Here is a 25472-nt window from a genome sequence, read left to right as displayed (position 1 = left end):
TAACGCTATTTTGCCAAATTATTGAGGGAGGCTCAACCGATTGACAGAATAAATTTTGGATATTTTTACCGGGGCTTCCCAATAATAATGTACCATTTACAATTTCTCTAATCACAAAGAAACAAAAATTGTTCGGAAAACAATTTATTTGCACCAAGAATTTGAAAATTTCCAAGTTAACGGTCAAATTCTTATAAATTACGATCCGTAAAAATTACTTTACTCTTTGTATATTGCAGAGAAAATTGCTAGTTATGAGCTAATTATTCCAAAAGCTAATATGAATCGTCTTCGTTATTTTGTAGAGAATCAGATATTTGGAGTTTGTGCAAGAATGGGTGAAAAACTCAATTTCCCGGCTAGTAGTATTCGCCGTTACTTCATTTATGCCACTTTCATGACCTTCGGTTCACCGATCATTTTGTATCTGGTGCTTGCCTTTTGGATGGAAATGCGTCAAAACTGGCGAAAACACAATACGCCTACGATTTGGGAGCTTTAACAGGAAACATAATCCTTGTGAGTTCTGAAAAGCGGTGTTTTCCTAAAACAAAATATTCCCATACAATACTTCTGTAATAAAGCGGAGCCCTGTAAGTGGTTTGCTCGCGCTCTTTTATCAATTTGGGCATCATGGCATAAAATGCAAAATGAGCTCTGATAATAGCAAAAACGTCGGGCCAGGCACCTGAGGCTATAAATCGTGCGCTTGAAATTCCGTCTAAAATTAACCTGAAAAACAAAGTTTTCTTTCTTCTGCCAATTGGCAGATTTTTGAAAAGCATGATCAGGTTATTACGATAGTTAAGGAAAGTTTTTTGAGGATTGGACTTGTGAAGTGTTCCACCACCCACGTGGTAAACCACTGATTTTCCGCTAAATGTGATTCGGTAACCTAAGTCCAGCAGGCGCCAGCAAAGATCAATTTCTTCCATATGTGCAAAAAAACGCTCATCAAAACCATTCGCCTTGTGAAAAGCTTCTGATCTTACAAAAAGACAGGCCCCGGTTGCCCAGAAAACATCGATTTCATCATCATACTGGCCCAGATCTTCTTCCCTTGTATCGAAAATCCGGCCGCGGCAAAAAGGATAACCGAGATAATCCATGTAACCTCCGGCTGCTCCTGCGTATTCAAAATGGGTTGGAAGATCGTACGCCCTTATTTTAGGCTGACATGCTGCGATGTTTACATCCGTTTCCATAAAAGAAATCACCGGCTCAATCCAACCCGGCGTTACTTCTATATCAGAATTTAACAGAACATAATATTCCGCATTAATCTGGCTCAACGCTTTATTATAACCTCCTGCATATCCTTTGTTTTCAGAAATCGAAAGTGTTCTAACATCAGGATACTGACTTTCAAGCCATTCGAGGGATTGATCCGTGGAAGCATTATCTGCTACCCAAATTTCATAACCCTCAGAATGATTTAAAACTGTCGGAAGAAACTTTTCAAGATAATGCCTGCCATTATAATTCAGGATAACAATTGCAACATTTGAAGTCATTCTAATCGGAGGATGTTATTTCATAAATCCCCCTAAGTCCAATCCGGGAATGTTGGGAAGAACTCCATCGGTAGCTTTTGCTAAATGTTCTTTTATTTTAGGTTCAAGATTTTCAAACGCTTTATTAACAGCTGCAACAATTAAATCCTGAAGCATTTCTTTATCGTCCGGATTAATCAGATCCTTATCAATTTCCAGCCCGATCAGTGTTTTTTGGCCATTTACAGTTGCACGAACCATTCCTCCACCTGATTCGGCAGATTCTACAATACCAGCCAGCTGATCCTGAGCTTCTTTCATTTTGGATTGAAGGTCTTTCATTTTACCCATCAGCCCCATCATGTCTGCCATATTTCCAAACATATCTATTCTATATCTTAATGATGTATTAAAACAAGTCTCTTATTATTTCAAGAGCACAAAAGTACCGTTTTTTTTAACGGTTTGATTTATATTATTAACAATTTCAATATTGAAAATGTAGGATCCAACGGCCGCTATTTCGCCTTTAAACATCCCGTCCCAACCTTTTGTTATGTCATTAGAATGAAAAATAACTTCACCCCAACGATTAAGAACAGACATTTTGAAAGATTTATACATAGAGACTTTCACTTCAAAAGTATCATTGATCCCATCCTCGTTTGGCGAAAATGCTGATGGCACAAAAATGTCTGCGTCTCTCTTGTAATTGATAACGTTGGAATAACTCTGAAAATTTCCATTTTTGGAGTCAGCGCGGATTTGAAAAGTATAGGACGGATCATTTTCTTTATTTATCTGCGGTGCAAAATTATTCAGGAGCTTCATATCAATTTCTGTTTTAGAACCCGAAGAAGCGATTTGAATCATTTTGTAAGATTGAATCTCATCAAAAAATGGTTTTTCAGTTGTCCATGTAAACAAAGAATTCTGATTTTGTAAAAGTATAGAACAAACCGGCTCGGAAACAGGCGCTTTTTGACCGCATGCATTTTGATAAATTAATCGATAGCAGTAAGAATTTTTATCTGCCTGAACATCAAAATCCTGATATATGGTTTCGCCATAAAGCGTATTGACCTTTTTAAAGGTGCCGCCCGCACCATCTGCTCTTTGAATCAAAATTTCATAGTTTGATTTAGAGCCAGCACCTGGAATATTAGCATTTAATTCAATTAAATCGTCACTATTCACGGTAACAAACATCTGATCAACAGGTTTTGGTGATGTTGTCGTCGTTTTAATAATCACCGGAGCAGAAATTGACTGAATTGTTTTGGTTACCGCAACAACCGAATATTCAAAACTATCCCCGCATTGCACATCCTCATCTACGTAGGAAATTGTCTTAATATCATTGAAAGATTTTAGTACAACACCATCTCGCATCAGCTGATATTCCTGAAAATCCGCTGCATTCTGGTATTGATTCCATGAAATCGAATTCTTCTCATCACCGGAAACACCCTTTAAAACCATACTGGTCACGATTTCACTATCCTGCTGTCCTCCACATAAATCCTTCGATCCAAGTTTTACCTGATAAACCTGAGCTGCATTAAGATTGGGAACACGATAGAATTGAGTACCACCAGAAGTTCTGGTACCACCAACAATATAACTTGCACCTCCATCGCTGCTTGTCAAAATATCCGTTGCAATAGAAGTCACACCTTCATAGGTAACTTCCAGACTTCCATTGCCTTTCATTTCAACCGTTTTGATTTGAATATTTTTTAAAAGTGGTTGTTGAAAAGATATTCCAAAGGATAGTTCAGTACCTTCTGAGCAAGCCGGATTTGAATTATACAAACCTTTTATTTTCATAACTGGACTTATAGATACGTCGACATAATTATGTTCAAGTTCCAGTCCGCTACCTTTATTCCAGATATCTTTGGTATTGTCCCCCCAGTTAATTTCTACTTTGTCATAAGCTTGTAAAATGACATCATCGCTGAACAAAAGCTTTATCTTTCCGCCCCCACAAGATGTATATTGCACATTTAGATTTCTGCTTTCAAAAACTTTAATTTTTCTACATGCATAAATAGGTCCTGTTGACACACTTCCTCCTTGCAGCATTGTATAATTTCCTGCATAATAATATGTTACAGAAGGCAGCCCTTGAGCAAGTAAGGGATTTTGAGATTGGCCGTCATAGCTTATGTCATAGCCAACGCTAAATGAATTGGGAACCGTGTTTTTAATTTTTACAGTCAGCGGTGCACAACCTTCATATTTATCAAGCTCAAATCCACCTCCTCCATTATCACACAAACCCTGGCTGAAGAGATCGGAACTATTACCTAAAAGCAGGCAAGACAGAAAAGTTATAAGTAATCGTTTTTTCATATGTGTGTATAAAGAGGATTTTAGACTGTCAAGAGGAAGTAAAATTGAATTTAGTCCAAGAATTCAAAGTTAAAATTTTTGGGATTAAGATGTTCATTTCCAATCGAAAAGATATTCCGATGTGTAATGACCAAATTATCTGATAAGCAAAAAAGCACCGCTTTTTGAAAACGGTTTATCCGAGCTGTCGGTTATTTCCGCTTTATAAACATAAGATCCAGCCGGTGCTTTTGCCCCATTAATCATTCCATCCCAGCTATTGTTGATATCGTTGCTCTGGAAAACAACTTGTCCCCAACGATTAAAAATAGACATTTTGAAAGTATTGACAAAGAGGCCTTTTACTTCAAATTTTTCATTGATATTGTCAGCATTTGGCGTAAAAGCGTCTGGTACAAGCAGAACAAATTCCTGCGAATAATTTACAATATTGGAAAAACTTATAAGATTCCCGCCCTTGGAGTGTGCAACAACCTGAAAAGTATACGTGGCTTGATTTTGCGTGCTCATGTTCAGCGTATAGCTATTTACCAAACCAACAGGTGTATCCGTAGCACCTGTGTTCGATTCATTTTCAATTACATCATAAGATTCAACTCCCTGAGAAAATGGCGTTTCACTTGTCCAGGAAATATCTTTTGGCGACTGCTGTAATAATATAGAACAAACAGGATCACTCGGTTCTGAGCGCAGCGGACAGGAATTTTCGTAAATAAACCGGTAACAATAAGATTTGGAGGCAGTATTTACAGTTTTATCCTCAAATTCAGTTTGTTGATTTTTCACACCGGAGATCTGCGCAAAATTTGAACTTCCAAGGTCAGCCCTTTCTACAATAAGATTATAGGTTCCGGTTAGTCCTTCACCTGCCGGAACAACCTCCGTCGTTATTGCATTCGGAGCCGATACGCTTACACTGGCCTGTATGATTTTTTCCGGTTTGGAACTTGTCATGGTTACCTTTTTGGGTGCAGAAGAGGATCTGAATATATCTGTTAGTGCAATGATTCGATATTCATAAGTTTGTCCACAAACAGCTGTTTCGTCCACCCATTTAGTATCATTTATTGACTGAAATCCATGAATAGGCAAATTATCCCTCAAAAGCTGATAACCGGTAAAATCACCCGGATAAGCATATTTATTCCATTCAAGTAAATTTCCGGTTTTTTCGGTACTACTTTTTAATATCATCGTCCCAACCTCATCACTGATCAGGGAACCGCCGCATGCATCCTTGGCAATTAGTTGTATATTATATTGATTGTCAGGATTGAGATTGTCAATTAAAACACCAACGTCTCCACCAGATGAATTTTTATCAACAGATGTCAGGGCACCGCTTCCGTCACCGTATAAAATTTCGGTTTCTGTTTTTTCTAATCCTTTGTATAAAATATTAACAGTACCATTAGCGGTCATCTCCACTCTCCGGATCTTGACAGAATCAAGTGATATGTTTTGAGAAGTAGCAGATAATATATTTTCCAGTCCCGTACAGCTAACGCCTGGTTTATTAATTCCCTTCACTGAAATTTGTGGTACGGTACCTGTAAAGGCATGTGTGAATACCAGGCCGTTGCCAACTCTCCATTCCGAATTAGCTTTCCCGTCTCCCCAATTAATTTCGAGATGATCGTATGATCTTGCTATGGCATCATCGACGATTGTAACCTTTGAAATAGTCCCGCAGGATTCCAGTAAGGCATTTACCATTTTTCTTTCGTAAACAGTCACCTGCTTACACAAAGTAAAACCTACTCCTGCCTTGCTCCCACCTTGTAAAATTGTATATGTTCCCGGCTGACTATATGTTTCAGAAAAAACATCTTTAAGACCGGACGGTACGCTGGTTCCATCATAATTTGTAATATATCCTACGTTCTGCGCGCCAACAACATTGTTTTTTAATGTGACAGTGACACTTCCACAACCCACAGCAGGAACCACATCAAAATCACCTCCGCCCGTGCTGCAATAACCGGTAGTTACAACAGGCGCTTGACCATTGGCATAAAAAGACTGAAATAATAACGTTACGAAAAATATAGACAGTAGTTGTAATCTCATGAAGTATGTACTAAAATTGAGTAAAGACACGTACAAACCTGGAAATAACACACTTTGAAACCCTTCATTGAAATGGATTGTTCATTCATTGAAGGCGCAAAATTAAGACATTTCGACATTAAGACTGTACCTTTATATCCTAAAACGTGTTTTCCCGTAAAACTATTTTTTGTCTACCCGAATAATGAATAATAATAGTAATTCCATAGTACTGGATTCGATAGAAGATGCCATTGAAGCGATCAGAAACGGACAAATGATTGTTGTCGTTGATGATGAAGATCGTGAAAATGAAGGTGATTTTATTTGCGCTGCTGAACTGGTAACCCCGGAAATCATCAACTTTATGGCCAAAGAAGGCCGCGGATTAATTTGTGCACCTATTACAGAAGAACGTTGTGTTGAGCTTGAACTGGACATGATGGTTGGAAATAATACTGCCCTTCATGAAACTGCCTTTACCGTTTCGGTCGATTTACTGGGTAATGGTTGTACAACCGGAATTTCCGCCAGCGACCGTGCAAAAACGATTCAGGCACTTGTAAATCCTGATACAAAACCATCTGATCTTGGTCGTCCGGGACATATTTTTCCTTTAAGAGCAAAAAAAGGCGGTGTGTTAAGACGCACCGGACATACAGAAGCTGCTATTGATTTTGCAAGACTCGCAGGATTAGCTCCTGCTGGTGTGTTGGTTGAAATTTTGAATGAAGATGGTTCGATGGCACGCTTGCCTCAGCTTCGTGAAATTGCCAATCGTTTCAATCTGAAATTGGTCAGCGTTAAGGATTTAATCGAATATCGATTACGTAAAGAATCTCTGATCAAAAGAGAAATCGGTGTTGATATGCCAACTGAATGGGGTCATTTTGATCTGATTGCTTACCGTCAGGTTAATACCGGTGATTTGCACTTGGCTTTGGTAAAAGGAACCTGGGAAAAAGATGAGCCCGTTTTGGTTCGCGTTCACTCTTCCTGTATGACCGGTGATATCTTTGGTTCATGCCGTTGCGACTGCGGTCCTCAGCTTCATGCCGCCATGGATTTGGTTAGTAAAGAAGGAAAAGGTGTGATCGTTTATATGAATCAGGAAGGGCGCGGAATCGGTTTGTTAAATAAATTGAAAGCCTACAAGCTTCAGGAAATGGGTCGTGATACCGTAGAAGCAAATATCGAATTGGGTTTTGGAAGTGACGAACGCGATTATGGCGTTGGTGCTCAGATTCTGCGAGATCTTGACATTACCAAAATTAAACTGATTACCAACAATCCGAAAAAACGTGCCGGATTAATCGGATACGGACTGGAAATTGTGGATTCGGTATCAATAGAAATCCCTTCAAATCCCTACAACGAAAAATATCTGCTGACCAAGCGTGATAAAATGGGACATAATCTTAGTCACTTATCTTTCCCTGGAACTCAGGTATGACAAACATACAAGTTGTTGCGTCGGATAGCGACATCCTAAAATGCCGCAGTGCTATTCAAGCACTGCGGCCTACTTTAACAGATGATTTGTATGTTGAAGCAGTGCAAAAAACACTTGCAGACAACAGGCAAATTATTTTCATTGAAGATGGCGGTCGGGCAGCAGCCGTTGCTGTTTTTGAAACCGGATATAATCTCTTCCGGGGAAAATACATTTATATTGACGACTTATCCACACTTCCGGGAAACCGCGGAAAAGGATATGCAGGAAAACTGGTCGACTGGATACTGGATTATGCAAAAAAGGAAGGGTATTCCCAGGTTCATTTAGACTCCGGGGTGAGTGCCGCCAGAACGGACGCACATCGTCTTTATCTCAATAAACGTTTTCAAATCACAAGCATGCATTTTGTTGTTAATGTCTGATTGGTTTGATTTTTTCAAACCTTTATACGAATTTTGGCGGCTGTCGTTTAAAACTAGCGGTTTAAAATTCTTTCATCAACAACGGGAAACCAGGCAAAATTACTTTTAATGAATATCCATCAGGTTTTTGAAGCGTTCAATACTTTACGTGTTCTTGTCATTGGCGATGTAATGCTCGACTCCTATGTCTGGGGAAAAGTGGAGCGTATTTCTCCCGAAGCCCCTGTTCCTGTTGTCAATGTAAGCAATCGTGAATATCGTCTTGGCGGTGCTGGAAATGTACTTTTGAATGTTCAGGCATTAGGCGCAGAAGCGATTGTTTGTACTGTGATCGGTACTGACAGCTCTGGCGATCTGCTTGAAAAAAGTCTGAAAGAAAAAGGTCTGAATTGTGAAGGATTAATTCGCAGCGACGATCGTATTACTACAATTAAAGAGAGAATTATTGCTGGCTCTCAGCAAGTTGTAAGAATTGATACTGAAACAGATAAACCTGTTTCAGATAAAGAAAAAGACAGACTTGTAAACAAAGCAAAAGAATTGATTCCTTCCTGCAATGTCATTATTTTTGAAGATTATGACAAAGGCGTTCTCACTGCGGAATCAATAAAAGAAATTACAGATTTTGCCATTGAACACAATGTTCCAACGGTAGTCGATCCAAAAAAACGCAATTTCCTTTCTTATAATAATGTAACGCTTTTCAAACCAAACTTAAAAGAACTTCGTGAAGGTTTGAAAGTGGATTTCAATGTGGATAATCCTGCTGAATTAGAGGCTACGGTTCAGCAATTGAAAGAAACCTTGAACGCAAAAGGTGCTTTAATTACCCTTTCAGAGCGTGGTGTCATTATTGATTTCAAAGAAGAAGTTCACAAACTTCCTGCCCATATCCGCCAGATTGCTGATGTTTCAGGAGCTGGTGATACGGTGATCAGTATTGCAGCTTGCTGCGTGGCGCTCGGACTTCCTCCACGGTCAATTGCCGGAATTTCTAATTTGGGTGGTGGTTTGGTTTGCGAATTAGTTGGTGTTGTACCGATTGACAAAGCATTATTGAAAACCGAAGCTGAAAAATTTGGATTGGTTTAAGTTGATTATTGCGATGCGCCGCACCTACGGGTTTTATTGTAGGGTAATCTTTCTACAACTATTCCATTGTTCCGTACCCTTGCATATTACAGATTAGATAGCTTGTTTACAATATTTTATTTTTTCGTAAAACGCATAATTGCAATATCGCCGCTAATAAAGTTTAAAGTATTTCCGTCAGTCACAGCATAGGTGTTTACTTTATTCAATGTTTGAGTAAATACACTTTCGCCTTCTCCCGGACACATCATTTTCGTCATCACGTAAGGATCACGGAAACTGATTTTGTTACCATCAAGATTCAGTTTTCCTGTGAAAGAATTGCAGCTCGTATTTCCACTGAATCTTTTTTCACCTAATTCAAACTTGATTTCTGGTTTTTTATCCAGGTATAGTTCTTCAAAGGATTTTCCTGGCGCCATAAGATAATTCAACTGCCACGTACCTTCCAGCGATGAATGTGACAACGTAGTTTTTGAGGAATCTGAACTCATTTTTTTACTGTTTTTGCAAGCTGATAAAAAGCCGATTACAAATAGGATAGCAATATATTTCCTCATGATTTTCAGTGTTTATCTACCAGTTAATACCACCACCTCCGCCCAATCCCATTTTACGCGTAAATCTATTTGATAATTTTGATTTACTTGTAATATAACGAACGCTCGCTCCGATGTAAGGCGTTGTTGCGGGCGTGTAAGCCGTCAGTGTTTCATGGGCGCTGTTGAAAGTTTTCAATTGTCTGAAAGTCGTAACACCTGCTTCCAGAGAAATATTCAGTACCGTAAATAAATGCGCATTGGCAGAAACACCTAATTTGATCTGACGATAATTTTCCCGTCTCAGCATTTTTTCTTCTGGCGTTTGTATCTGGAAACCTCCACTATATCCATTCAAACCGGCCAGCATATCGACATTGAACCAGTTTGTAGAACGGTAATTGACATTCATCATAAACGGCAACAATGCAGAAACACGCCAGTCTCTTCCAAAACGCTTATTTAAACCAAAAACCGGAACAAAACGCACTTTCTGATTATACGTCAAAATAGAGCCATACATAATTTGTGTATGCAGTCCAAGAATATGCATCCGTGCAGCACCACCCCAGAAAAAAGGCTGGGGTGTAAAAAATGTTTCATTACTTTCCGTCATTCCCAGTCCGCCACCATAAACCCAAAGTCGGTCTTTGATACTGGCCTGTAATCTAATTACACCAAGAGAAAGCGTTTTATATCCATTGTCAGGGATATTTTTGCCTTCCACCGTGGGTTGAATTTGTGTGTATTGTGTGAGAAGAACCGTGTGTACAGCGCGTAGATCAAATTTCTTTTGCAGACTATATCCCAGCTGCACTTCACTTTGAATTGGCATGATTCCAAAAAATCCAGCTCTGGAATATCCAAAATCTTTTCCTGTTCCCCCGCCCAAATTTGACGGTACGTTGTAATCCGCTTTCAGCGTTACATTAGGATAAAACAACCGGCTCAAAGCAAAATGCTGAGCCTGAACCGACGAAACCGTCGTAAAAAGAAATCCGAAAAGTAAAAGTCGGGATAATTTCATGCGTTATCTGTCGGGGTGTTTTTCGGCAAATAACGAGGAAATGAATTCGGTATTGTATTTGTATCAGTTATGATTGAGACGGTTACCTTTTATCTTTATTGTAGATCGAAGAATCTGTATTTTTTATCCGGGTTTCAAAATCCTGAAAAGTCATGAAAAGTGGAGCGTTGTTAATATATGCTCCGGAGTAAACAATTCTCTCAACTTTTAATGATTTGCTCTGAATTATATCATAGAGAAGTTTTTCTCCCGGACGAACATTTTTACTACTGCTATCAGCACTGTATGGATTACCGTCAAGGTATACTATTTTTTCGTTTGGCAAATAATAGCTTACCCAGATATTGTCGTTTGCTTGATCTCTTTTTGGATTTAGAATCAAAGCTTTTACAGAATCATTTTGAAATTCTCTGTCAAAAGTAGTAAACAACCCTTTTTTCCGCACTGAAAACCTGATAGAGTCTTCTTTGGGATTGGAAGAAGAATTTTCGTCAGACAAAATTCCCACTCCTTTTGGTGCTGTAATGTGAATATTTTGGGAGAAATAATAGGTAAGACCACTTAGCCATGAATGATTTTTTATGTTGTAAATATTTTTTAACACATGACCTTTCAGTTTTGATTTAACAATTTCATATTCAGATTTGTTAAATTCTTCCAGGTTGGGAAGGTCGGTAAACATATTAATTTCACCCTTATGATTAATCCAGAGTAATGACCGTCGATTTTCATAATTTCCACTTTGTTCCAGCACAAACAAACTATCGCTGATTGGACTAATATTATATTCTGCCCGACTTGTATATGAAGGTTCAGGAGCAAAAACGGATGCGGGGAAAGGTTTATTAATAGTAATCCAACTAAGCTTTTTTCTTAGTGTGAATTCATGCCGAGTGTCGATCTTTTCTATTTTGTCCGGCAGTAAAAAATCTCCGTATTTTTTAAAACTACGATAACAAATCATGTCTTTCGAATAAACCGGACCATTGCCTATGAGTGGATCCATATCCACTTGTGGTGTAATCAGCTTACTTAATGTGCCATCTTTCTGATCAAAATATACGTCCCACCATTTCGTACCAACTTTTACCTGCACAACCTTATAGTCAATACTTTCAATAGTTATGATCCCTGTATAATGTAATTCAGTTGAATCAATTGCCATGAGCCGTAGTAAGGCGACAGGATTATCTTCCAAATTGTAGTCAAAAGAATGCTCTTTATCCAAAGAATTTATTGTTCTTGATGAATCCGCTTTCCCTTTTGCCGAATTAGGACTTATAAATATCCTTGCACTAAGTTTTGCTATAAAATCAACGTAATATAATTTCTTAGTTTCGGCGTACATGTCATCAATATCCTCAAACATTCTTTTTTTGACTTCCACCATTTGAACTTCCATTTCTTTTCTCTGAGAATCGGGCATCGCGATCATCATCGAATCAATTAACTGCAAAAAGGGATCCGGCTGGATAAGGGTAGACGGAGCTTTTCCGGGTTTCTCATATACAACTGATAATTCGTATTGATTTAAAACCTTCCCAGCCGTATGTTTTTTCAAAGCAAGATTAACAACCTCCCTCGCCTTGGATTGCTGTGCTTTTACATAAAATCCGGAAAGCAAAAAAGTTAAAAAACACAGTATATATTTTCTCATGGCTGGTATATAAGATATTTCTTTCATGCAATTATTGTGCGGACAAAATAGTGAAATTGTCTTGAAATTAAGTTACCGTTAGGTTAATAAGAGTTTCAAAAAAAGTTTGTTCATTTACGCCGATCAAATCTCACTTCCTCATGATAAAACTACCTTCCCTGCAATCTCTGACAAATAGCTTTTTATCCACAGTTATCCGCTATAAATGGGTTGTACTTATTGCTGTTGCAAAACTTGTCTCCCTTATTGCTTACACAGAGACTTCCACTGATAATGAACATCTTAGAAATATTCTTATCCGTTTGTCTTATGTATCATTCCTTGCACTACCGCTTGTTCTCAGTATCAAGCTTTTGACAGAAAGGCGGCATTGAAGTCACATAATAAAAACAGGATTATTGATTTTAGGTATCCTGCTGCTAACCGGTTATTATTTTTATATCAGTGAAGATCCAAATCAAAGTGATTACTATCGCTTTCTGCTTTTTCTTGCCTCCCTGCATTTGTTTGTATCATTCGCTCCCTTTTTAGGTTTTGACGAAACAAATGGTTTTTGGCAGTTTAATAAAACACTGTTTCTTCAATTTCTAAATGCCTCGTTGTATTCCATTACTTTATACATCGGACTGCTTATCGCAATTGAAACAGTCAAATTTTTATTTGATGTGAGATTTTTATTTGAAATTGAAGCACATCTTTTTTTTCTGATTTTTATACTTTTTCACACGATTTTCTTTTTAAGTAAAATCCCGGAAAACCTGGAATCTCTTGATGAGCAGAGCGATTATCCTTCCGGTTTAAAGATATTTACGCAGTACGTTCTCTTGCCTCTTGAAGTTGTTTACCTGGCCATTTTATATGCGTACACAGGGAAAATCATTTTTCAATGGCAACTGCCGGAAGGGGGTGTGGCTTATCTGGTTCTGGCGTTTTCCGTAGCCGGAATCTTGGCACTTTTACTTTTATATCCATTGCGGGAAACGCTAAAAGATCGCTGGGTAAGTCTTTTCAGCCGCCGTTTTTATATTGCTATTTTACCACTCATTCTACTTCTTTTCACAGGAATTTTCCGCCGGATAAATGATTATGGCTTAACCGAAAATCGATACCTCGTGGCCGTACTGGCACTTTGGCTAACAGGAATTGCCATTTATTCGCTTTCTGTAAAACGCAATGATATTCGCTGGATTCCGGTCAGCCTTTCGGTTATAAGTTTTTTATTGGCCGTTGGTCCATGGAATATCTTCGCAGTGGCCGAAAAAAGTCAATTGCAGTTGTTTCAAACTATTCTTTCTGATTATAAACTTTTGAACGCGAAGGGCAAAATAGATGGAAATGCGGTTTTGTCAGACAAGGATTATAGCCAACTTGTATCTATTGTTGCTTTTTTCAATTTAAGAGACAGATCTGTGATTGCCCAATATTTTCCGGAATCCGTCCAGAAAATCCGCGAAAGACATTATAACTCAATGGGAGCCTTTATTGAAAAACATGTAGCATCGGCAAAACATCCCGGAGCTAATGCCTATTGGAGTTTTTCTATAAATTCAGAAACTCAAAACAAAGTTGATATTCAGGGATATGACGTTATGATTCCATTTCAAATTGGCGATAACAAAAAAACAACGGGTAAGGGATACGAAGTGACAGGGACGAAGGGTGACAAAAAATTAATACTAAACCATGATAATAAATCTGTTGCTGAGATCGATCTTAAAAATAAAATAAAAGAGCTCAGCAGGTATTATGGGAACGATTCATATCAAATTCCACAGGATTCTTTAATAGTCAAATATGATCATGCTGGCAACCATATCAAAATAGTGATGACTTCATTGTCAGGAAATAGCAGGGATTGCTTTGTGAGTGGTTATTTTCTATTTAAAAAATAGCGGCCCGTTTTGCCTGATAACGAGTATAAATTAAAGCGGATCAATTTTTAAAAAATACAGCCCTAAACAAAACTAACAATGAAATTATTAGAAAAAAGTCTGGTTATATGGCTATATGTCCTATTTCCGGTTTTTGCATATGCCCAAAATCCTGATCAAACTTTCGCTGAAAAACTCGGTTATCCAAAAGGGAAAAAAGTCCTAATCGTACATGTAGATGACGTAGGTATGTCCTATGAATCCAACCAGGGGGCGATTAAAGCAATTACGGAAGGCGTTGCAACTTCATTGAGTGTGATGATGCCTTGCGGATGGGTGCCAGGTTTTGTTCATTATTTGAAAGAAAATCCAAAAACAGATGCCGGTTTGCACTTAACGATGACTTCCGAATGGAAAGATTACCGCTGGGGACCGCTGGCAGGAAAAAACCAGGTAAAAGGAATGGTTGATTCTGAAGGTGCGATGTGGAGAGGCGTTGCCGATGTTGTCAAAAATGCTTCGCCGGATGAAGTTGAAAAGGAAATTCGTGCACAGCTCGACAGGGCCAGAACAATGGGTTTCACGCCTACGCATTTGGATTCGCATATGGGAACGCTTTTCGCAACGTCGGAATTTTTACAACGATATTTGAAAGTTGGTATGGAAGAAAAAATCCCGGTCATGTTTCCTGGCGGACATAATACTGTTGTACAGACTCAGGAGAAAATGGTTGCCCAACAGCTGGCTATGACGCAAATGGTTGGAAAACAACTTTGGGATGCCGGTTTACCTGTTTTGGATGATTTGGAAAATTCAAGTTATGGATGGAAAGGTCCTGAATCAGGTGATAAATCTGAGAAAGCGCTTCAAAAGTATAAAACGGAAAAATACATTGCAGCAATAAAAAACATCAAACCGGGACTTACCATGGTGATTATGCACTGCACAATTCACTCTGAAATATTTCCAAAAATTTCAGATTCTTTCCCAACCCGTGAAGGAGATTTTCTGGCTATGATAGATCCTGAATTGAGAAAATATATTGAAAAGGAAGGAATTATCTTGACAACATGGCGCGAAGCAATGGAGCGTCGTCAAAAAGTGAAGTAGATTAATTATGGGCATGTCAGATCAATTCAGATTTGGCATGCTGTAATTTGACTTAGTCATCAAAATCAAACTTAATTTTTACAATTGCTGCTCTTCCCAAATACGCTGCAATTCTTCAATATCAGCCAAATATTTACGTCGTCCTGTTGCCTCTTTTTCTATTATCAAATCCCTAAGCTGGATGACAGGAAATGGAATTCCATCAAGATCGGCTTGCAAAGCACGTTCATAACAAGCATCAAAATCAGCTTCCAAAAATGCTTTTAGTGAATGACCAAGATCCAATTCAAAGCCTGACATTCCAAAACGTACAGAAGTGTAGCCAAAAATAAGCGGCATGTTTAGAAGTAAATTGCTTCCAACAACGTCATTTTCAGATAAGGCTTTGATAAGTGCTTTTGTGTTTTCAAGATCATTTTTTACCCAAAGATTTAAATTTGAAACTGTTGTTATGTATCCATGAACTGCAACAGCAACATTTCCAACCAAAAGATATTTGACGCTAAAATCATCCAGGCTTTTAAATAAATTTTTGAAGTCGTCAATATTTATGTAAAAGCAAAATATCTTTTTATTTAGTGGATTTGAAGAATATAACTTCCCCGCCAAATGATTAAGGTTGGATAGCTTTTTTATATTTTCTGAATATAGAGATTCGGGTTTAATAATAGGAATACTCATGATTTCAACATTGATAGTGTGGATATACAGTCTTTCCAATATTTAAAAAATGGAAATTAGTTAAAAAAAAAACCCCGGCAGACCAAAATCCACCAGGGTTTATTATTTTATCTGCCGAAAGCTGATAGCTGACGACCGAAAGCCTTATTACAAATCGATTGCCTCACCGTAAGCCGCCTCAGTTGCTCCTTTCAAAGCCTCAGACATGGTTGGGTGCGGGTGAATTGAACGCATGATTTCGTGTGCAGTAGTTTCCAATTTACGAGCCACTACAACCTCAGCGATCATTTCAGTAACGTTTGTACCAATCATGTGTGCTCCTAGGAACTCACCATATTTGGCATCAAAAATTACTTTTACGAAACCATCCGTTGCGCCGGCAGCCGTAGCTTTACCAGATGCTTTGAATGGGAATTTACCAACTTTGATATCGTAACCTGCTTCTTTCGCTTTTTTCTCAGTGAAACCAACAGAAGCAATTTCAGGCTGGCAATACGTACAGCCAGGAATGTTTCCATAATCCAAAGCTTCTGTTTTGTGACCTGCAATTTTCTCTGCGCAAATGATACCTTCCGCAGTAGCAACGTGTGCCAAAGCAGGGCCAGGCGTACAGTCACCAATCGCGTAAAAACCTGGAACGTTGGTTTCGTACCACTCGTTAACAGAAATTTTGCCTTTATCCGTTTTGATACCAGCTTCTTCCAAACCGATATTTTCGATATTCGAAACGATACCAGCTGCTGAAAGAACTACATCAACTTCAAAAGATTTTTCTCCATCCGGAGTTTTAACAGTCACTTTGCAACCGTTTCCGCTTGTATCAACTTTCTCAACAGAAGAGTTTACATAAGTATCAACACCAAGTTTTTTGTATTGTTTAGCGATTTCTTTCGAAATATCTTCATCCTCAACAGGAACAAGATTTGGAAGGAATTCAACAACAGTAACTTTTGTACCCATTGTTGCATACACGTACGCAAACTCCATTCCGATCGCTCCAGAACCTACTACCAAAAGACTTTTTGGCTGTGTTTCAAGGCTCATTGCTTTACGGTATTCAATTACTTTCGTACCGTCGATTTTAATATTTGGTAATTCGCGGGCGCGGGCACCTGTTGCAATCACAACACCTTTACCAGCAGTATAATCAGTTTTCTTTCCGTCCTTATCAGTAACTTCAACTGTTTTTACACCTTTCACTTTACCCGTTCCCATGATGACGTCGATTTTATTCTTCTTCATCAGGAAAGCAACTCCTTTGCTCATGCTGTCTGCAACACCGCGGCTACGTTTGATAACGCCTCCGAAATCAGCAGACGATTCTCCTACGTTAATTCCGTAGTCTTTCGCATGTTTGATGTATTCAAATACCTGCGCACTTTTAAGAAGGGCTTTGGTTGGAATACAGCCCCAGTTAAGGCAAATTCCACCTAAAAGTTCTTTTTCTACAATTGCTACTTTCAATCCTAATTGTGAAGCACGAATAGCTGCCGGATATCCGCCAGGACCGCTACCAACGACAATTACGTCATACGTTTGAGCCATTTTCTAGTATTTTTATTTGAAAGAAATGGGTTGACAAAAATTTCATGCAAAGGTACGACGATTTGCCGGAAACACTACATGTAAACCGACAGGTATTTATGTGAAACTGACACTAATCCCGAATTGTTATACCTTTGCATATATGGTAACAATATTCCAGAACAATTGGAGCCAAAAAACTTAATAAATTTTCCAACTATAAATTCAAAAAATTCAATGACACTTGATCAATTGAAAGACTTGAAGGCCCGTGTAGAGGCTTTGGGGAGGTATCTTTGACTACGCTAACCGTAAAAAACAGCTAGACGACCTTGAACAACAAACTTCCCAACCGGAATTCTGGGGCGACTCGGAACGGGCTGAGAAAACAATGAAGGAAATTCGCGGACTTAAATTCTGGACAACAGGATTTGAAGAACTTTCGAGATTACGCGACGACCTGGATACAATCTGGGAATTTTATGAAGCAAGCGAAGCTACCGAGGAAGAGGTAGACGAAGAAGGCAAAAAGCTGGAAGCGAAACTTGACGAAATTGAATTCCGTAAAATGATGGGCGAAGAAGGCGACGAACTTCCGGCCGTTATTGAAATTAACTCTGGTGCCGGTGGTACCGAGTCACAGGATTGGGCCTCGATGCTCATGCGGATGTACATCATGTGGGCAGAGAAAAATGGCTACAAAGTACGTGAAGTAGATTTGCAGGATGGCGATGTTGCTGGTATTAAATCAGTTACGTTGGAAATTTCCGGCGAATATGCTTATGGAAATTTGAAGTCGGAAAACGGCGTTCATCGCCTGGTCCGGATTTCTCCTTTTGATTCCAATGCCCGCCGCCATACCTCATTTACTTCGGTTTATGTGTATCCATTGGCGGATGATAATATTGAAATTGACGTCAACCTGGCGGATATTACCTGGGACACGTATCGTTCCGGTGGTGCTGGTGGACAAAATGTGAACAAGGTTGAAACCGCGGTGCGTCTGCATCACAAACCTTCGGGAATTATTATCGCTTGTCAGCAGGAACGTTCTCAGCTGATGAACAAAGAAGTTGCGATTCGTTTATTAAAATCGCGTCTTTATCAGATCGAGCTTGAAAAACGTAATGCAGCTCGCGCCGAAGTGGAAGCTTCCAAACGTAAAATCGAATGGGGCTCTCAAATCCGCAGTTATGTTTTGGATGACCGCCGCGTGAAAGATCACCGCACGGATCACCAGACTTCTAATACGGATGCGGTTTTGAATGGTGAGATTAATGATTTCATTAAAGCTTATTTAATGGAATATTAAGAAATATCGAGTTTTAGAAAACCTCCGAACGTTATTCATTAGTGGATTTGTTCAGAGGTTTTTTTATATTTATAAAAAAAACTATGACAGGTATTCGATATATAACCAATGAAAAAGGTCAGAAGACCGATCTTATTATTTCCTTGGAAGAGCACGGACAGATTGTAGAAGACATATTGGACGCCATTCTTGTAGAAGAAAGAAAAACGGAAGACTCTATGCCTTTTGATAAATTTGTTGAGGAATTAACGGCGGAGGGAAAATTCGATGCCTAAAACTTATGAAGTAATTATTACTAGTTCCGCTCAAAAGGAAATCCGCAAGCTTCAAAAAATAGAAGTGCAACGAATCATCCCTGTAATCCAATTATTGTCTAACGATCCACGTCCGTCAGGTTGTAAAAAGTTAACTTCAACCCAAAATATATATGGAATTAGAATTGGGAATTTCCGTGTTTTGTATTCAATCGACGACGTTATCAGGATTGTAGAAGTTTCCGGTGTCCGGCATCGAAGAGACGCTTATGAGTGAAATTAAAATTCTTCATTATCATAAACTCGGTCGCGGCCCAAAAATCCTTCTCGCCTTCCACGGCATTGGCCAAACCGGCTTAACATGTTTCAAATCCTTTTCAGAACTTTTAGGAGATCACTATACGATCTATGCTTTCGACCTATTTTTCCATGGACAAAGCAAAGGGATTTATGGAAATGATGCTTTTTCAGAACAGGATATCGTCACCAAAATATTATGGAAAAAATTGATTTCTGATTTTTTGGAAGAAAATCAAATTAATCGTTTTGATATTGCAGCATTCAGTATGGGTGGAAGATTTGCGCTGGCAACAATGGAATCGTTTTCAACAAAGATTGATAATGCATTTTTAATCGCCCCGGACGGAGTTTCAGAACATTTACTGTATACCCTGGCCTCGCGCTTCTGGCCAACCAGAAAACTCTTTCATTGGGTACTCAAACATCCCGATACATTAATAAAATCAGCCAACATTTTCGAAAAACTCGGACTTATCCACAAAAGTCTGATTCGTTTTACACAATTTATGCTCTCCGATCCCAAACGGCAGGAAACAATTTATCGCTCCTGGCTCGCTTTTCGAATGCTGAAATTTGATATTTCAGTAGTTTATAAAAAACTTGTAGCGACTAGGGTCTATTTGTTTATTGGCAAGCATGATAAGCTGTTGAAGGCAAAAGATGTGGAGAAATTATCTGAGTTTCTTCCTGATAACCAATATTTTTTGCTCGCTGCTGGACATGGAAATCTGGTTGAGAAAGCTGCGGTTAAGATTCAGGAATTAATGGATTAAATTCAATCTATTTTTCAATAATTTTCTTTCAATGGAACATTTTTATACAAATTGTATAAAAAATTTAATATCTGCCGCGCATCTATGGAGATTATTTCCTGATCCGTTGTGATCCAGGTGCCTTCAAATTTACTCAGCTGTCAATACAAATAACCCGATTGAATAAACAGTAATATGCAAATCAGAGATATTTTAAGATTCATCTTGACTTATAAATTAAAAAACAATTAAAATTTGATATAAAGTTAAATTACACATCACTAAATTATTGTTTTTAATATTATTAATCCATCCATAATTGATTCAGATGAATGCACAAATATTTCATTTTCCTGATCTTTCAAAATATATGAAATTTCCTATAATTTAGAAAAGCATTCCACTCCTTAGGCGTATACCACAGCACGGTTACCTCACATTATCTGTATTTTTCAAATATTAAAAGAGTTACTTGCTCAAATTACCACTTAAAAGGTTAAAAGATCTGCCAATAAGTTAAATCTATAAGAATCGGCCAAATCTTGCTCAATAGGACATTATCAACTAAAAACAGTACATAATATTGACAGTAATTGTTATTTATTTTTAATAACTGCTTAGAACATTAAAAAAAATAAAAATTAATATATTGCTCGACACAAAATTTACCAATCAAAATATTACATTTGTCAAAAAATACAGAATTACATATGGTATAACCTTTACATCCCCACTAACAAAAGGAGCCCATCTTCATGAGCTCCGTTACTTCCATCATCCAACTGGATGAATGGAACCTCTATGCTTAAAAATTACCTAACTTTTAACAATCAAACATTATGAAAAGAAAGCAGGAAGTTAAATGTCCGCTGTGGATGAAACTTACTTTTTATCAGATTGTCGTTTTTTCCGCCTCCATTGGCGGATCTTTTGCGGCACCTGTCAAATCGGGTGGCGTTTTGAATTTTACGAATACCTCACGTGTCAATGTGAGAGCTGTTACTGGTACAGTAAAAGATAATAAAGGTGAGGCCTTACCAGGGTCTACGGTAGTAATTAAAGGAAGTGAGAAAGGTACAATTACGGATGCAGATGGTAAGTTTTCAATTGATATTCCAAATGATCAAGTCATTTTAATAGTTTCCTCGATCGGCTTTACAAGTAAAGAAATAGCAGTTGGGTCGCAAAGTGTATTAGATGTAGTTTTGGAAACATCTGCTGCTGTACTTGAAGAAGTAGTGGTAACTGCTCTTGGTATTAAAAGAGATAAAAAGGCACTTACTTACGCAGCGCAGCAAATTGGCGGGCAAGAACTTAGAGTAGCTGCCAACAATAACTTTGTAGATGCCTTAAACGGTAAAGCCGCAGGTATTGATATCAAAGTAAGTAGCTCTGGACCAGGTGGTTCTACAAGAGCCGTACTTAGAGGAAATAAATCGCTGCAAGGCTCTAGTGAAGCACTTTATGTAATCGATGGTATTCCTATGGTTAATAACAAAGGTGGGCAGCCTGGATCTTATGGTGGAAATGATGGTGGCGACGGTCTTTCCGCGATTAACCCTAATGATATTGAAAGTATCAGTGTGTTGAGAGGAGCCAACGCTGCAATTCTTTATGGTAGCCAGGGAGCCAACGGGGTAATTTTGATTACAACCAAAAAAGGGAAAGAAGGTAAAGTATCCGTGGATTTCAATTCAAGTGCGGTTTTTGATCAGGTATCTGGTCTTCCTAAATTCCAATACCGTTATGGTAGCGTAGGTGGTGATTACAGCTGGACGCCTACGGGAACTGCGGTTGTAAAATCAGATAATTATCAGAAAGATTATATCAAAGATTTCTTCCGGATCGGATCAACCCTTACGAACTCGGTAGCGGTAACCAGTGGAAATGCGAAGTCAAATGTTTACTTCTCTTACGCAAATATTTCTGCGAGCGGTATCATGCCGACAAATACCTACCGGAAGAATAACTTTTCGTTCAGACAAAGCACAAAACTGCTGAAAGACAAAATGACGCTAAGCTCTGGTATCATACTTTCCAATGAAGTAACGAAGAACCGTCCTGGTGCTGGGTATTACAATAACCCATTGACAGGTTTGTATTTATTTGCAAGAGATCGCGATTTCAATAACTATAAAGAGAATTACGCAGTTTTCGACCCAACCAGAAACATGGATAAAATGAACTGGTATTCGACGGAAGAAAAACAAAACAATCCGTACTGGGAACTTAACAAAGACCCTAAATTGCAGACTTCCAAACGAATTATTGCAAATGCGAAACTATCTTATGAGATCACACATGATCTTAAATTTGAAATAAGAGGTAACATTGACTATAATAATGTTTTGAGTGACAAACGTTATGCAGCGGCAGGTAATTCTGTAAGTGTGAGCCCGAACGGTTCATGGGATTATGCAAAATACAACGATCAATCGATATATACGGATGGTATTCTTTCCTATAATAAGACATTTGGTGATTTTAGTTTAAACGCGTTGGCTGGTCTTAGCTACCAGAAAAACAAATATTACGACGGAATCACTGTTGCCAACGGTACAGTATCATTGCAATATCCTAACGTATTTACATTTGCTAATATTCCTTACAATGTATCGTTCAATAACGATTCACGTTATAGCAATACAATTAAACAAGGTGCATTTGGAAACGTATCGCTTGGATTTAAAGAATTCCTTTTTCTTGATATAGCTGCAAGAAATGACTGGGCTTCTACTTTGGCTCTTACTGGTAATCAATCTTATTTGTACCCTTCTTTTGGTGGATCGGCGATTTTCAGCCAGATGTTTACGTTGCCTGAAGTTATTTCCTTCCTGAAAGCAAGAGCTTCGTTCACGCATACTGCAAATGAAGTACCATACAATGTTGTAAATCCGTACAACAGCATTGGTGGAGCAGGTGGTCCGTCAGGTATTGGTGGTATCAACAGAAATACACAGGTGCCATTTACAAATTTGAAGCCTGAAAAAATCGTAGCCAACGAATATGGTATTGAAGCTAAGTTTTTCAAAAATCGGGTTGGACTTGACTTTACTTTATACAATGGTACAAGTACTAATCAGTTTCTTTCACTGGATGCACCTTCGGGATCAGGATATACTACTTATTATGTTAATGCAGGAAAGATTACAAACCACGGATTTGAGACAACCCTTACAGTAGAGCCAATCCGTGCAGAACGTTTCAGCTGGACTTCTACAATCAATGCTTCTCAGAACAAAAACAAGATCGTTGAGTTGATCGCAAGTAATCCTACTTATCAGGTAGGTGGTGATGACGAAGGTTTTGCATCTATTATCAAGGCCGGGGGTTCATTCAACGATGTTTACATCTACAAATTTGCCAGAAATGACGCCGGTCAAATTATTTTGGATGCAAATGGTGTACCAACCAAAGCAGCGCTTCAGACAAAAGTTGGTAACGTTAACCCAAAACTTCTTATGGGATGGAACAACAGCTTGAGATATCGTAATTTCTTTGCCAACATATTGGTTAACGGTAAATTTGGTGGTGTTGCATTCTCGAAAACAGAAGCCTTCCTGGATTCTTATGGTGTAAGTGAAAGAAGTGCAGAAGCAAGAGATGCAGGAACCGTTGCAATTAACGCTGTTAAACCTGAGGGAACGGCTGTTACATCAATTGACCCATACACTTATTACTCTGCAATCGGTGACAGAAATAAGATCATGGAGCCATATATTTTTAAAAGAACCAACGTTAGATTAGGACAGTTTGTTTTCGGTTATAACTTTAAAACAAAGAGCTCTAATCCTGTTTTCAGAGATGCTTCTATATCCATCGTAGGCAGAAACTTATTCTTCTTCTACAAAAAAGCACCTTTCGATCCGGAACAAGCTATGAGTACAAACAACTCTTTGCAGTCTACTGACGTGTTTGGTTTACCGTCTACAAGATCTTATGGTGTTAACCTGAAGTTTACATTCTAAAAGCTTTAAAATTCTTAACATGAAACGAATATATATTGCACTTATATGCTTGGTCGCGCTTGCCGCATGTACTGATAATTTTGTAGAGACAAACGAGAATCCAAATCAGATTTCGGATGAAACGCTTAAACAGGATTTTAACCTTGTAGGCTCCCCTTTTTCAAACTTGATCTTCAACCTGAATGGTCACCAGATTGAAGAAGATCTTTGCTCTGACAACTGGATGGGATTCATGGGAACTCCAACCGATTTCGTAGGTAATGTTAACAATACAACTTATTACATTCGCTGGAACACATATTGGGATCGTATTTACGGTAGCATTATGTCACCTTCCAAGCAGGTAATACAGCTTGCAGCAGACAATAATCTGCCTTTGTTTGCAACCTGGGCTAAGTTGATCCGTGTTTTTGGCATGTCAAAACTGACAGGAGTTCATGGTCCGGTTATTTATTCTCAGTATGGCTCTACTGCTAATTCAGTTGGATATGACAAAGAATCTGATCTGTATGCACTTTTCTTTAAACAGCTGGATTCAATCCAAACAGATTTAAACGCAAACAAGGATTATACCGGGTTTAAGAAATTTGACCCTACACTTTACGCCGGCAGCATTCCTCAATGGCAAAAAGTAGTTAATTCTCTGCGCCTGAGATTGGCAGTTCGTCTTTCAAAAGTAGATCCGGCCACTGCTAAAACACAAGGAGAAAAAGCTTTGGCCGATCCTGCCGGTTTGATCACTGCCAATTCGGACAACTTTGTAAACTCATTGAACGGAAACAAAATACCAGTAGCGCAGATCTCTTATGAGTGGGACGATACACGTATGGGTGCTGTAATGGAATCGTTTATGGTGGGATTGAAAGATGGCAGAATTTCTAAATATTTTGCTCCTGTTGCGGACGCATCCTTGTATACTGATCACCCTGCATATCCATACAAAGGTATTCGCAACGGTGCTTACATTAAAGCAAAAGCTGATCACGTACCTTTTTCGAAAGTAAGCGAAGACTTTCAAACTGTTCAAACCAGAAGAGATTTCACTGCTGCGGAAGTGGCTTTCCTTAAAGCTGAAGCCGCACTTAGAGGCTGGGCGGGTGCAGGAGATGCTAAAACCAATTATGAAACAGGTATCAAGTTGTCATTTGCTGACTGGGGTGCAGGAGGTGTAGATGCATATATTGCTGACGCCACAAGCAAGCCGATCAATTACATCGATCCGGTTGACGCACGTAATAGCTTTACTGCTTCTTCAACCATTACAGTAGCATGGAATGAAGCAGATTCAAAAGAGTTAAAACTTGAAAAAATCATTACTCAGAAATACCTTAATACCTTCACAAATACACAGGAGGCATGGGTAGATTTCAGACGCACTGGATATCCAAAAATTCCTAGTGTTGCTAAAAATGACAGCAATGCTGACTGGGGTGTAATTCCATCCGGTCAATGGATCAAAAGAATGCCTTTCGTAAATGCTGAAAGAACAGGAAACACTGCTGCTGTTACAGCTGCAGTAGCCAAAATGGGTACAGGAGCAAAGGATGATATCGCAACACGTTTATGGTGGGATACAGGCACAGCCAGCAACTTTTAATATCTCAAAG

At 38.6% G+C, this 25472-nt stretch carries 22 protein-coding genes; 13 read left to right on the top strand and 9 right to left on the bottom strand.

The window, feature by feature from the left end:
* The first annotated feature begins 280 nt into the window (after nucleotides 1-280).
* A complete protein-coding gene (locus tag IEE83_RS29850; RefSeq protein WP_159468617.1) occupies nucleotides 281-502 on the top strand; it encodes a PspC domain-containing protein in 222 nt (73 codons plus the stop codon).
* On the opposite strand, the gene IEE83_RS29845 is transcribed toward IEE83_RS29850, so the two are convergent.
* The 4 genes from IEE83_RS29845 to IEE83_RS29830 form a co-directional block, all read right to left on the bottom strand.
* The gene (locus IEE83_RS29845; protein ID WP_194124378.1) at nucleotides 483-1514 is read right to left on the bottom strand and encodes a glycosyltransferase family 2 protein; all 1032 of its coding nucleotides are present in this window, start codon (nucleotides 1512-1514) and stop codon (nucleotides 483-485) included. The two genes, IEE83_RS29850 and IEE83_RS29845, sit on opposite strands and share 20 nt — an antisense overlap.
* A gap of 15 nt (nucleotides 1515-1529) precedes the next feature.
* A complete protein-coding gene (locus tag IEE83_RS29840) occupies nucleotides 1530-1877 on the bottom strand; it encodes a YbaB/EbfC family nucleoid-associated protein (RefSeq protein ID WP_137338145.1) in 348 nt (115 codons plus the stop codon).
* A 42-nt stretch (nucleotides 1878-1919) separates the two neighbouring features.
* Nucleotides 1920-3851 carry a T9SS type B sorting domain-containing protein gene (locus tag IEE83_RS29835; RefSeq protein ID WP_194124377.1) on the bottom strand — a complete coding sequence of 644 codons (1932 nt, stop codon included), beginning with the start codon at nucleotides 3849-3851 and terminating at the stop codon, nucleotides 1920-1922.
* A 135-nt stretch (nucleotides 3852-3986) separates the two neighbouring features.
* The gene (locus IEE83_RS29830) at nucleotides 3987-5921 is read right to left on the bottom strand and encodes a T9SS type B sorting domain-containing protein (RefSeq protein ID WP_194124376.1); all 1935 of its coding nucleotides are present in this window, start codon (nucleotides 5919-5921) and stop codon (nucleotides 3987-3989) included.
* A gap of 184 nt (nucleotides 5922-6105) precedes the next feature.
* On the opposite strand from IEE83_RS29830, the gene IEE83_RS29825 reads away from it, so the two are divergent.
* From IEE83_RS29825 to IEE83_RS29815, 3 genes are all read left to right on the top strand, one after another.
* Nucleotides 6106-7353, top strand: a complete 1248-nt coding sequence (locus tag IEE83_RS29825; RefSeq protein ID WP_194124375.1) for a bifunctional 3,4-dihydroxy-2-butanone-4-phosphate synthase/GTP cyclohydrolase II — start codon at nucleotides 6106-6108, stop codon at nucleotides 7351-7353.
* Nucleotides 7350-7778 carry a GNAT family N-acetyltransferase gene (locus tag IEE83_RS29820; protein ID WP_194124374.1) on the top strand — a complete coding sequence of 143 codons (429 nt, stop codon included), beginning with the start codon at nucleotides 7350-7352 and terminating at the stop codon, nucleotides 7776-7778. Before IEE83_RS29825 ends, IEE83_RS29820 begins: the two co-directional genes overlap by 4 nt.
* A gap of 108 nt (nucleotides 7779-7886) precedes the next feature.
* Nucleotides 7887-8870 (top strand): bifunctional heptose 7-phosphate kinase/heptose 1-phosphate adenyltransferase, encoded by a 984-nt coding sequence (locus tag IEE83_RS29815; protein WP_194124373.1) that lies wholly within the window; start codon nucleotides 7887-7889, stop codon nucleotides 8868-8870.
* 116 nt (nucleotides 8871-8986) lie between these two features.
* Here IEE83_RS29815 and IEE83_RS29810 read toward each other — a convergent pair whose 3' ends face one another.
* The 3 genes from IEE83_RS29810 to IEE83_RS29800 form a co-directional block, all read right to left on the bottom strand.
* Entirely contained in the window at nucleotides 8987-9364 is a 378-nt protein-coding gene (locus IEE83_RS29810) for an META domain-containing protein (RefSeq protein WP_228102130.1), read from the bottom strand.
* A gap of 82 nt (nucleotides 9365-9446) precedes the next feature.
* Entirely contained in the window at nucleotides 9447-10436 is a 990-nt protein-coding gene (locus IEE83_RS29805) for a hypothetical protein (protein WP_194124371.1), read from the bottom strand.
* An 82-nt stretch (nucleotides 10437-10518) separates the two neighbouring features.
* Nucleotides 10519-12093 carry a hypothetical protein gene (locus tag IEE83_RS29800; protein WP_194124370.1) on the bottom strand — a complete coding sequence of 525 codons (1575 nt, stop codon included), beginning with the start codon at nucleotides 12091-12093 and terminating at the stop codon, nucleotides 10519-10521.
* 140 nt (nucleotides 12094-12233) lie between these two features.
* Here IEE83_RS29800 and IEE83_RS29795 point away from each other — a divergent pair, with 140 nt between their 5' ends.
* The 3 genes from IEE83_RS29795 (at nucleotide 12234) to IEE83_RS29785 (ending at nucleotide 15074) form a co-directional block, all read left to right on the top strand.
* Complete coding sequence (locus IEE83_RS29795; RefSeq protein ID WP_194124369.1) at nucleotides 12234-12467, top strand: hypothetical protein; 234 nt, start codon at nucleotides 12234-12236, stop codon at nucleotides 12465-12467.
* 24 nt (nucleotides 12468-12491) lie between these two features.
* A complete protein-coding gene (locus IEE83_RS29790; RefSeq protein WP_194124368.1) occupies nucleotides 12492-13985 on the top strand; it encodes a DUF4153 domain-containing protein in 1494 nt (497 codons plus the stop codon).
* A gap of 78 nt (nucleotides 13986-14063) precedes the next feature.
* Nucleotides 14064-15074: a polysaccharide deacetylase family protein gene (locus IEE83_RS29785; protein WP_194124367.1), complete on the top strand. Its 1011-nt coding sequence runs from the start codon at nucleotides 14064-14066 to the stop codon at nucleotides 15072-15074.
* Nucleotides 15075-15152: 78 nt separating this feature from the next.
* Here IEE83_RS29785 and IEE83_RS29780 read toward each other — a convergent pair whose 3' ends face one another.
* On the bottom strand, nucleotides 15153-15755 hold the full coding sequence (locus IEE83_RS29780) for a hypothetical protein (RefSeq protein ID WP_228102129.1): 603 nt from the start codon (nucleotides 15753-15755) through the stop codon (nucleotides 15153-15155).
* 147 nt (nucleotides 15756-15902) lie between these two features.
* A complete protein-coding gene (gene lpdA / locus IEE83_RS29775; protein ID WP_194124366.1) occupies nucleotides 15903-17300 on the bottom strand; it encodes a dihydrolipoyl dehydrogenase in 1398 nt (465 codons plus the stop codon).
* A gap of 216 nt (nucleotides 17301-17516) precedes the next feature.
* Here lpdA and prfB point away from each other — a divergent pair.
* The 6 genes from prfB (at nucleotide 17517) to IEE83_RS29745 (ending at nucleotide 25462) form a co-directional block, all read left to right on the top strand.
* Nucleotides 17517-18591 (top strand): peptide chain release factor 2 gene (gene prfB / locus IEE83_RS29770; protein ID WP_143072111.1). Its coding sequence is split into 2 segments (ribosomal slippage): nucleotides 17517-17576 and nucleotides 17578-18591, totalling 1074 coding nucleotides; the frame shifts between segments, so codons are not numbered across the junction.
* An 83-nt stretch (nucleotides 18592-18674) separates the two neighbouring features.
* Nucleotides 18675-18866: a hypothetical protein gene (locus IEE83_RS29765; RefSeq protein ID WP_194124365.1), complete on the top strand. Its 192-nt coding sequence runs from the start codon at nucleotides 18675-18677 to the stop codon at nucleotides 18864-18866.
* Nucleotides 18859-19122, top strand: a complete 264-nt coding sequence (locus IEE83_RS29760; RefSeq protein ID WP_194124364.1) for a type II toxin-antitoxin system RelE family toxin — start codon at nucleotides 18859-18861, stop codon at nucleotides 19120-19122. The genes IEE83_RS29765 and IEE83_RS29760 overlap by 8 nt, the downstream gene beginning before the upstream one ends.
* Nucleotides 19115-19918 (top strand): alpha/beta fold hydrolase, encoded by an 804-nt coding sequence (locus IEE83_RS29755; protein ID WP_194124363.1) that lies wholly within the window; start codon nucleotides 19115-19117, stop codon nucleotides 19916-19918. Before IEE83_RS29760 ends, IEE83_RS29755 begins: the two co-directional genes overlap by 8 nt.
* Nucleotides 19919-20736: 818 nt before the next feature.
* On the top strand, nucleotides 20737-23865 hold the full coding sequence (locus IEE83_RS29750) for a SusC/RagA family TonB-linked outer membrane protein (protein WP_194124362.1): 3129 nt from the start codon (nucleotides 20737-20739) through the stop codon (nucleotides 23863-23865).
* A gap of 19 nt (nucleotides 23866-23884) precedes the next feature.
* Entirely contained in the window at nucleotides 23885-25462 is a 1578-nt protein-coding gene (locus IEE83_RS29745; protein ID WP_194124361.1) for a SusD/RagB family nutrient-binding outer membrane lipoprotein, read from the top strand.
* Nucleotides 25463-25472 lie beyond the last annotated feature (10 nt).

The organism is Dyadobacter subterraneus, from assembly GCF_015221875.1.
In the GTDB taxonomy this organism is placed as follows: domain Bacteria; phylum Bacteroidota; class Bacteroidia; order Cytophagales; family Spirosomataceae; genus Dyadobacter; species Dyadobacter subterraneus.
The sequence above is the reverse complement of the archived record's forward strand: the minus strand, read 5'-3'. Positions and strand labels throughout refer to the sequence as shown.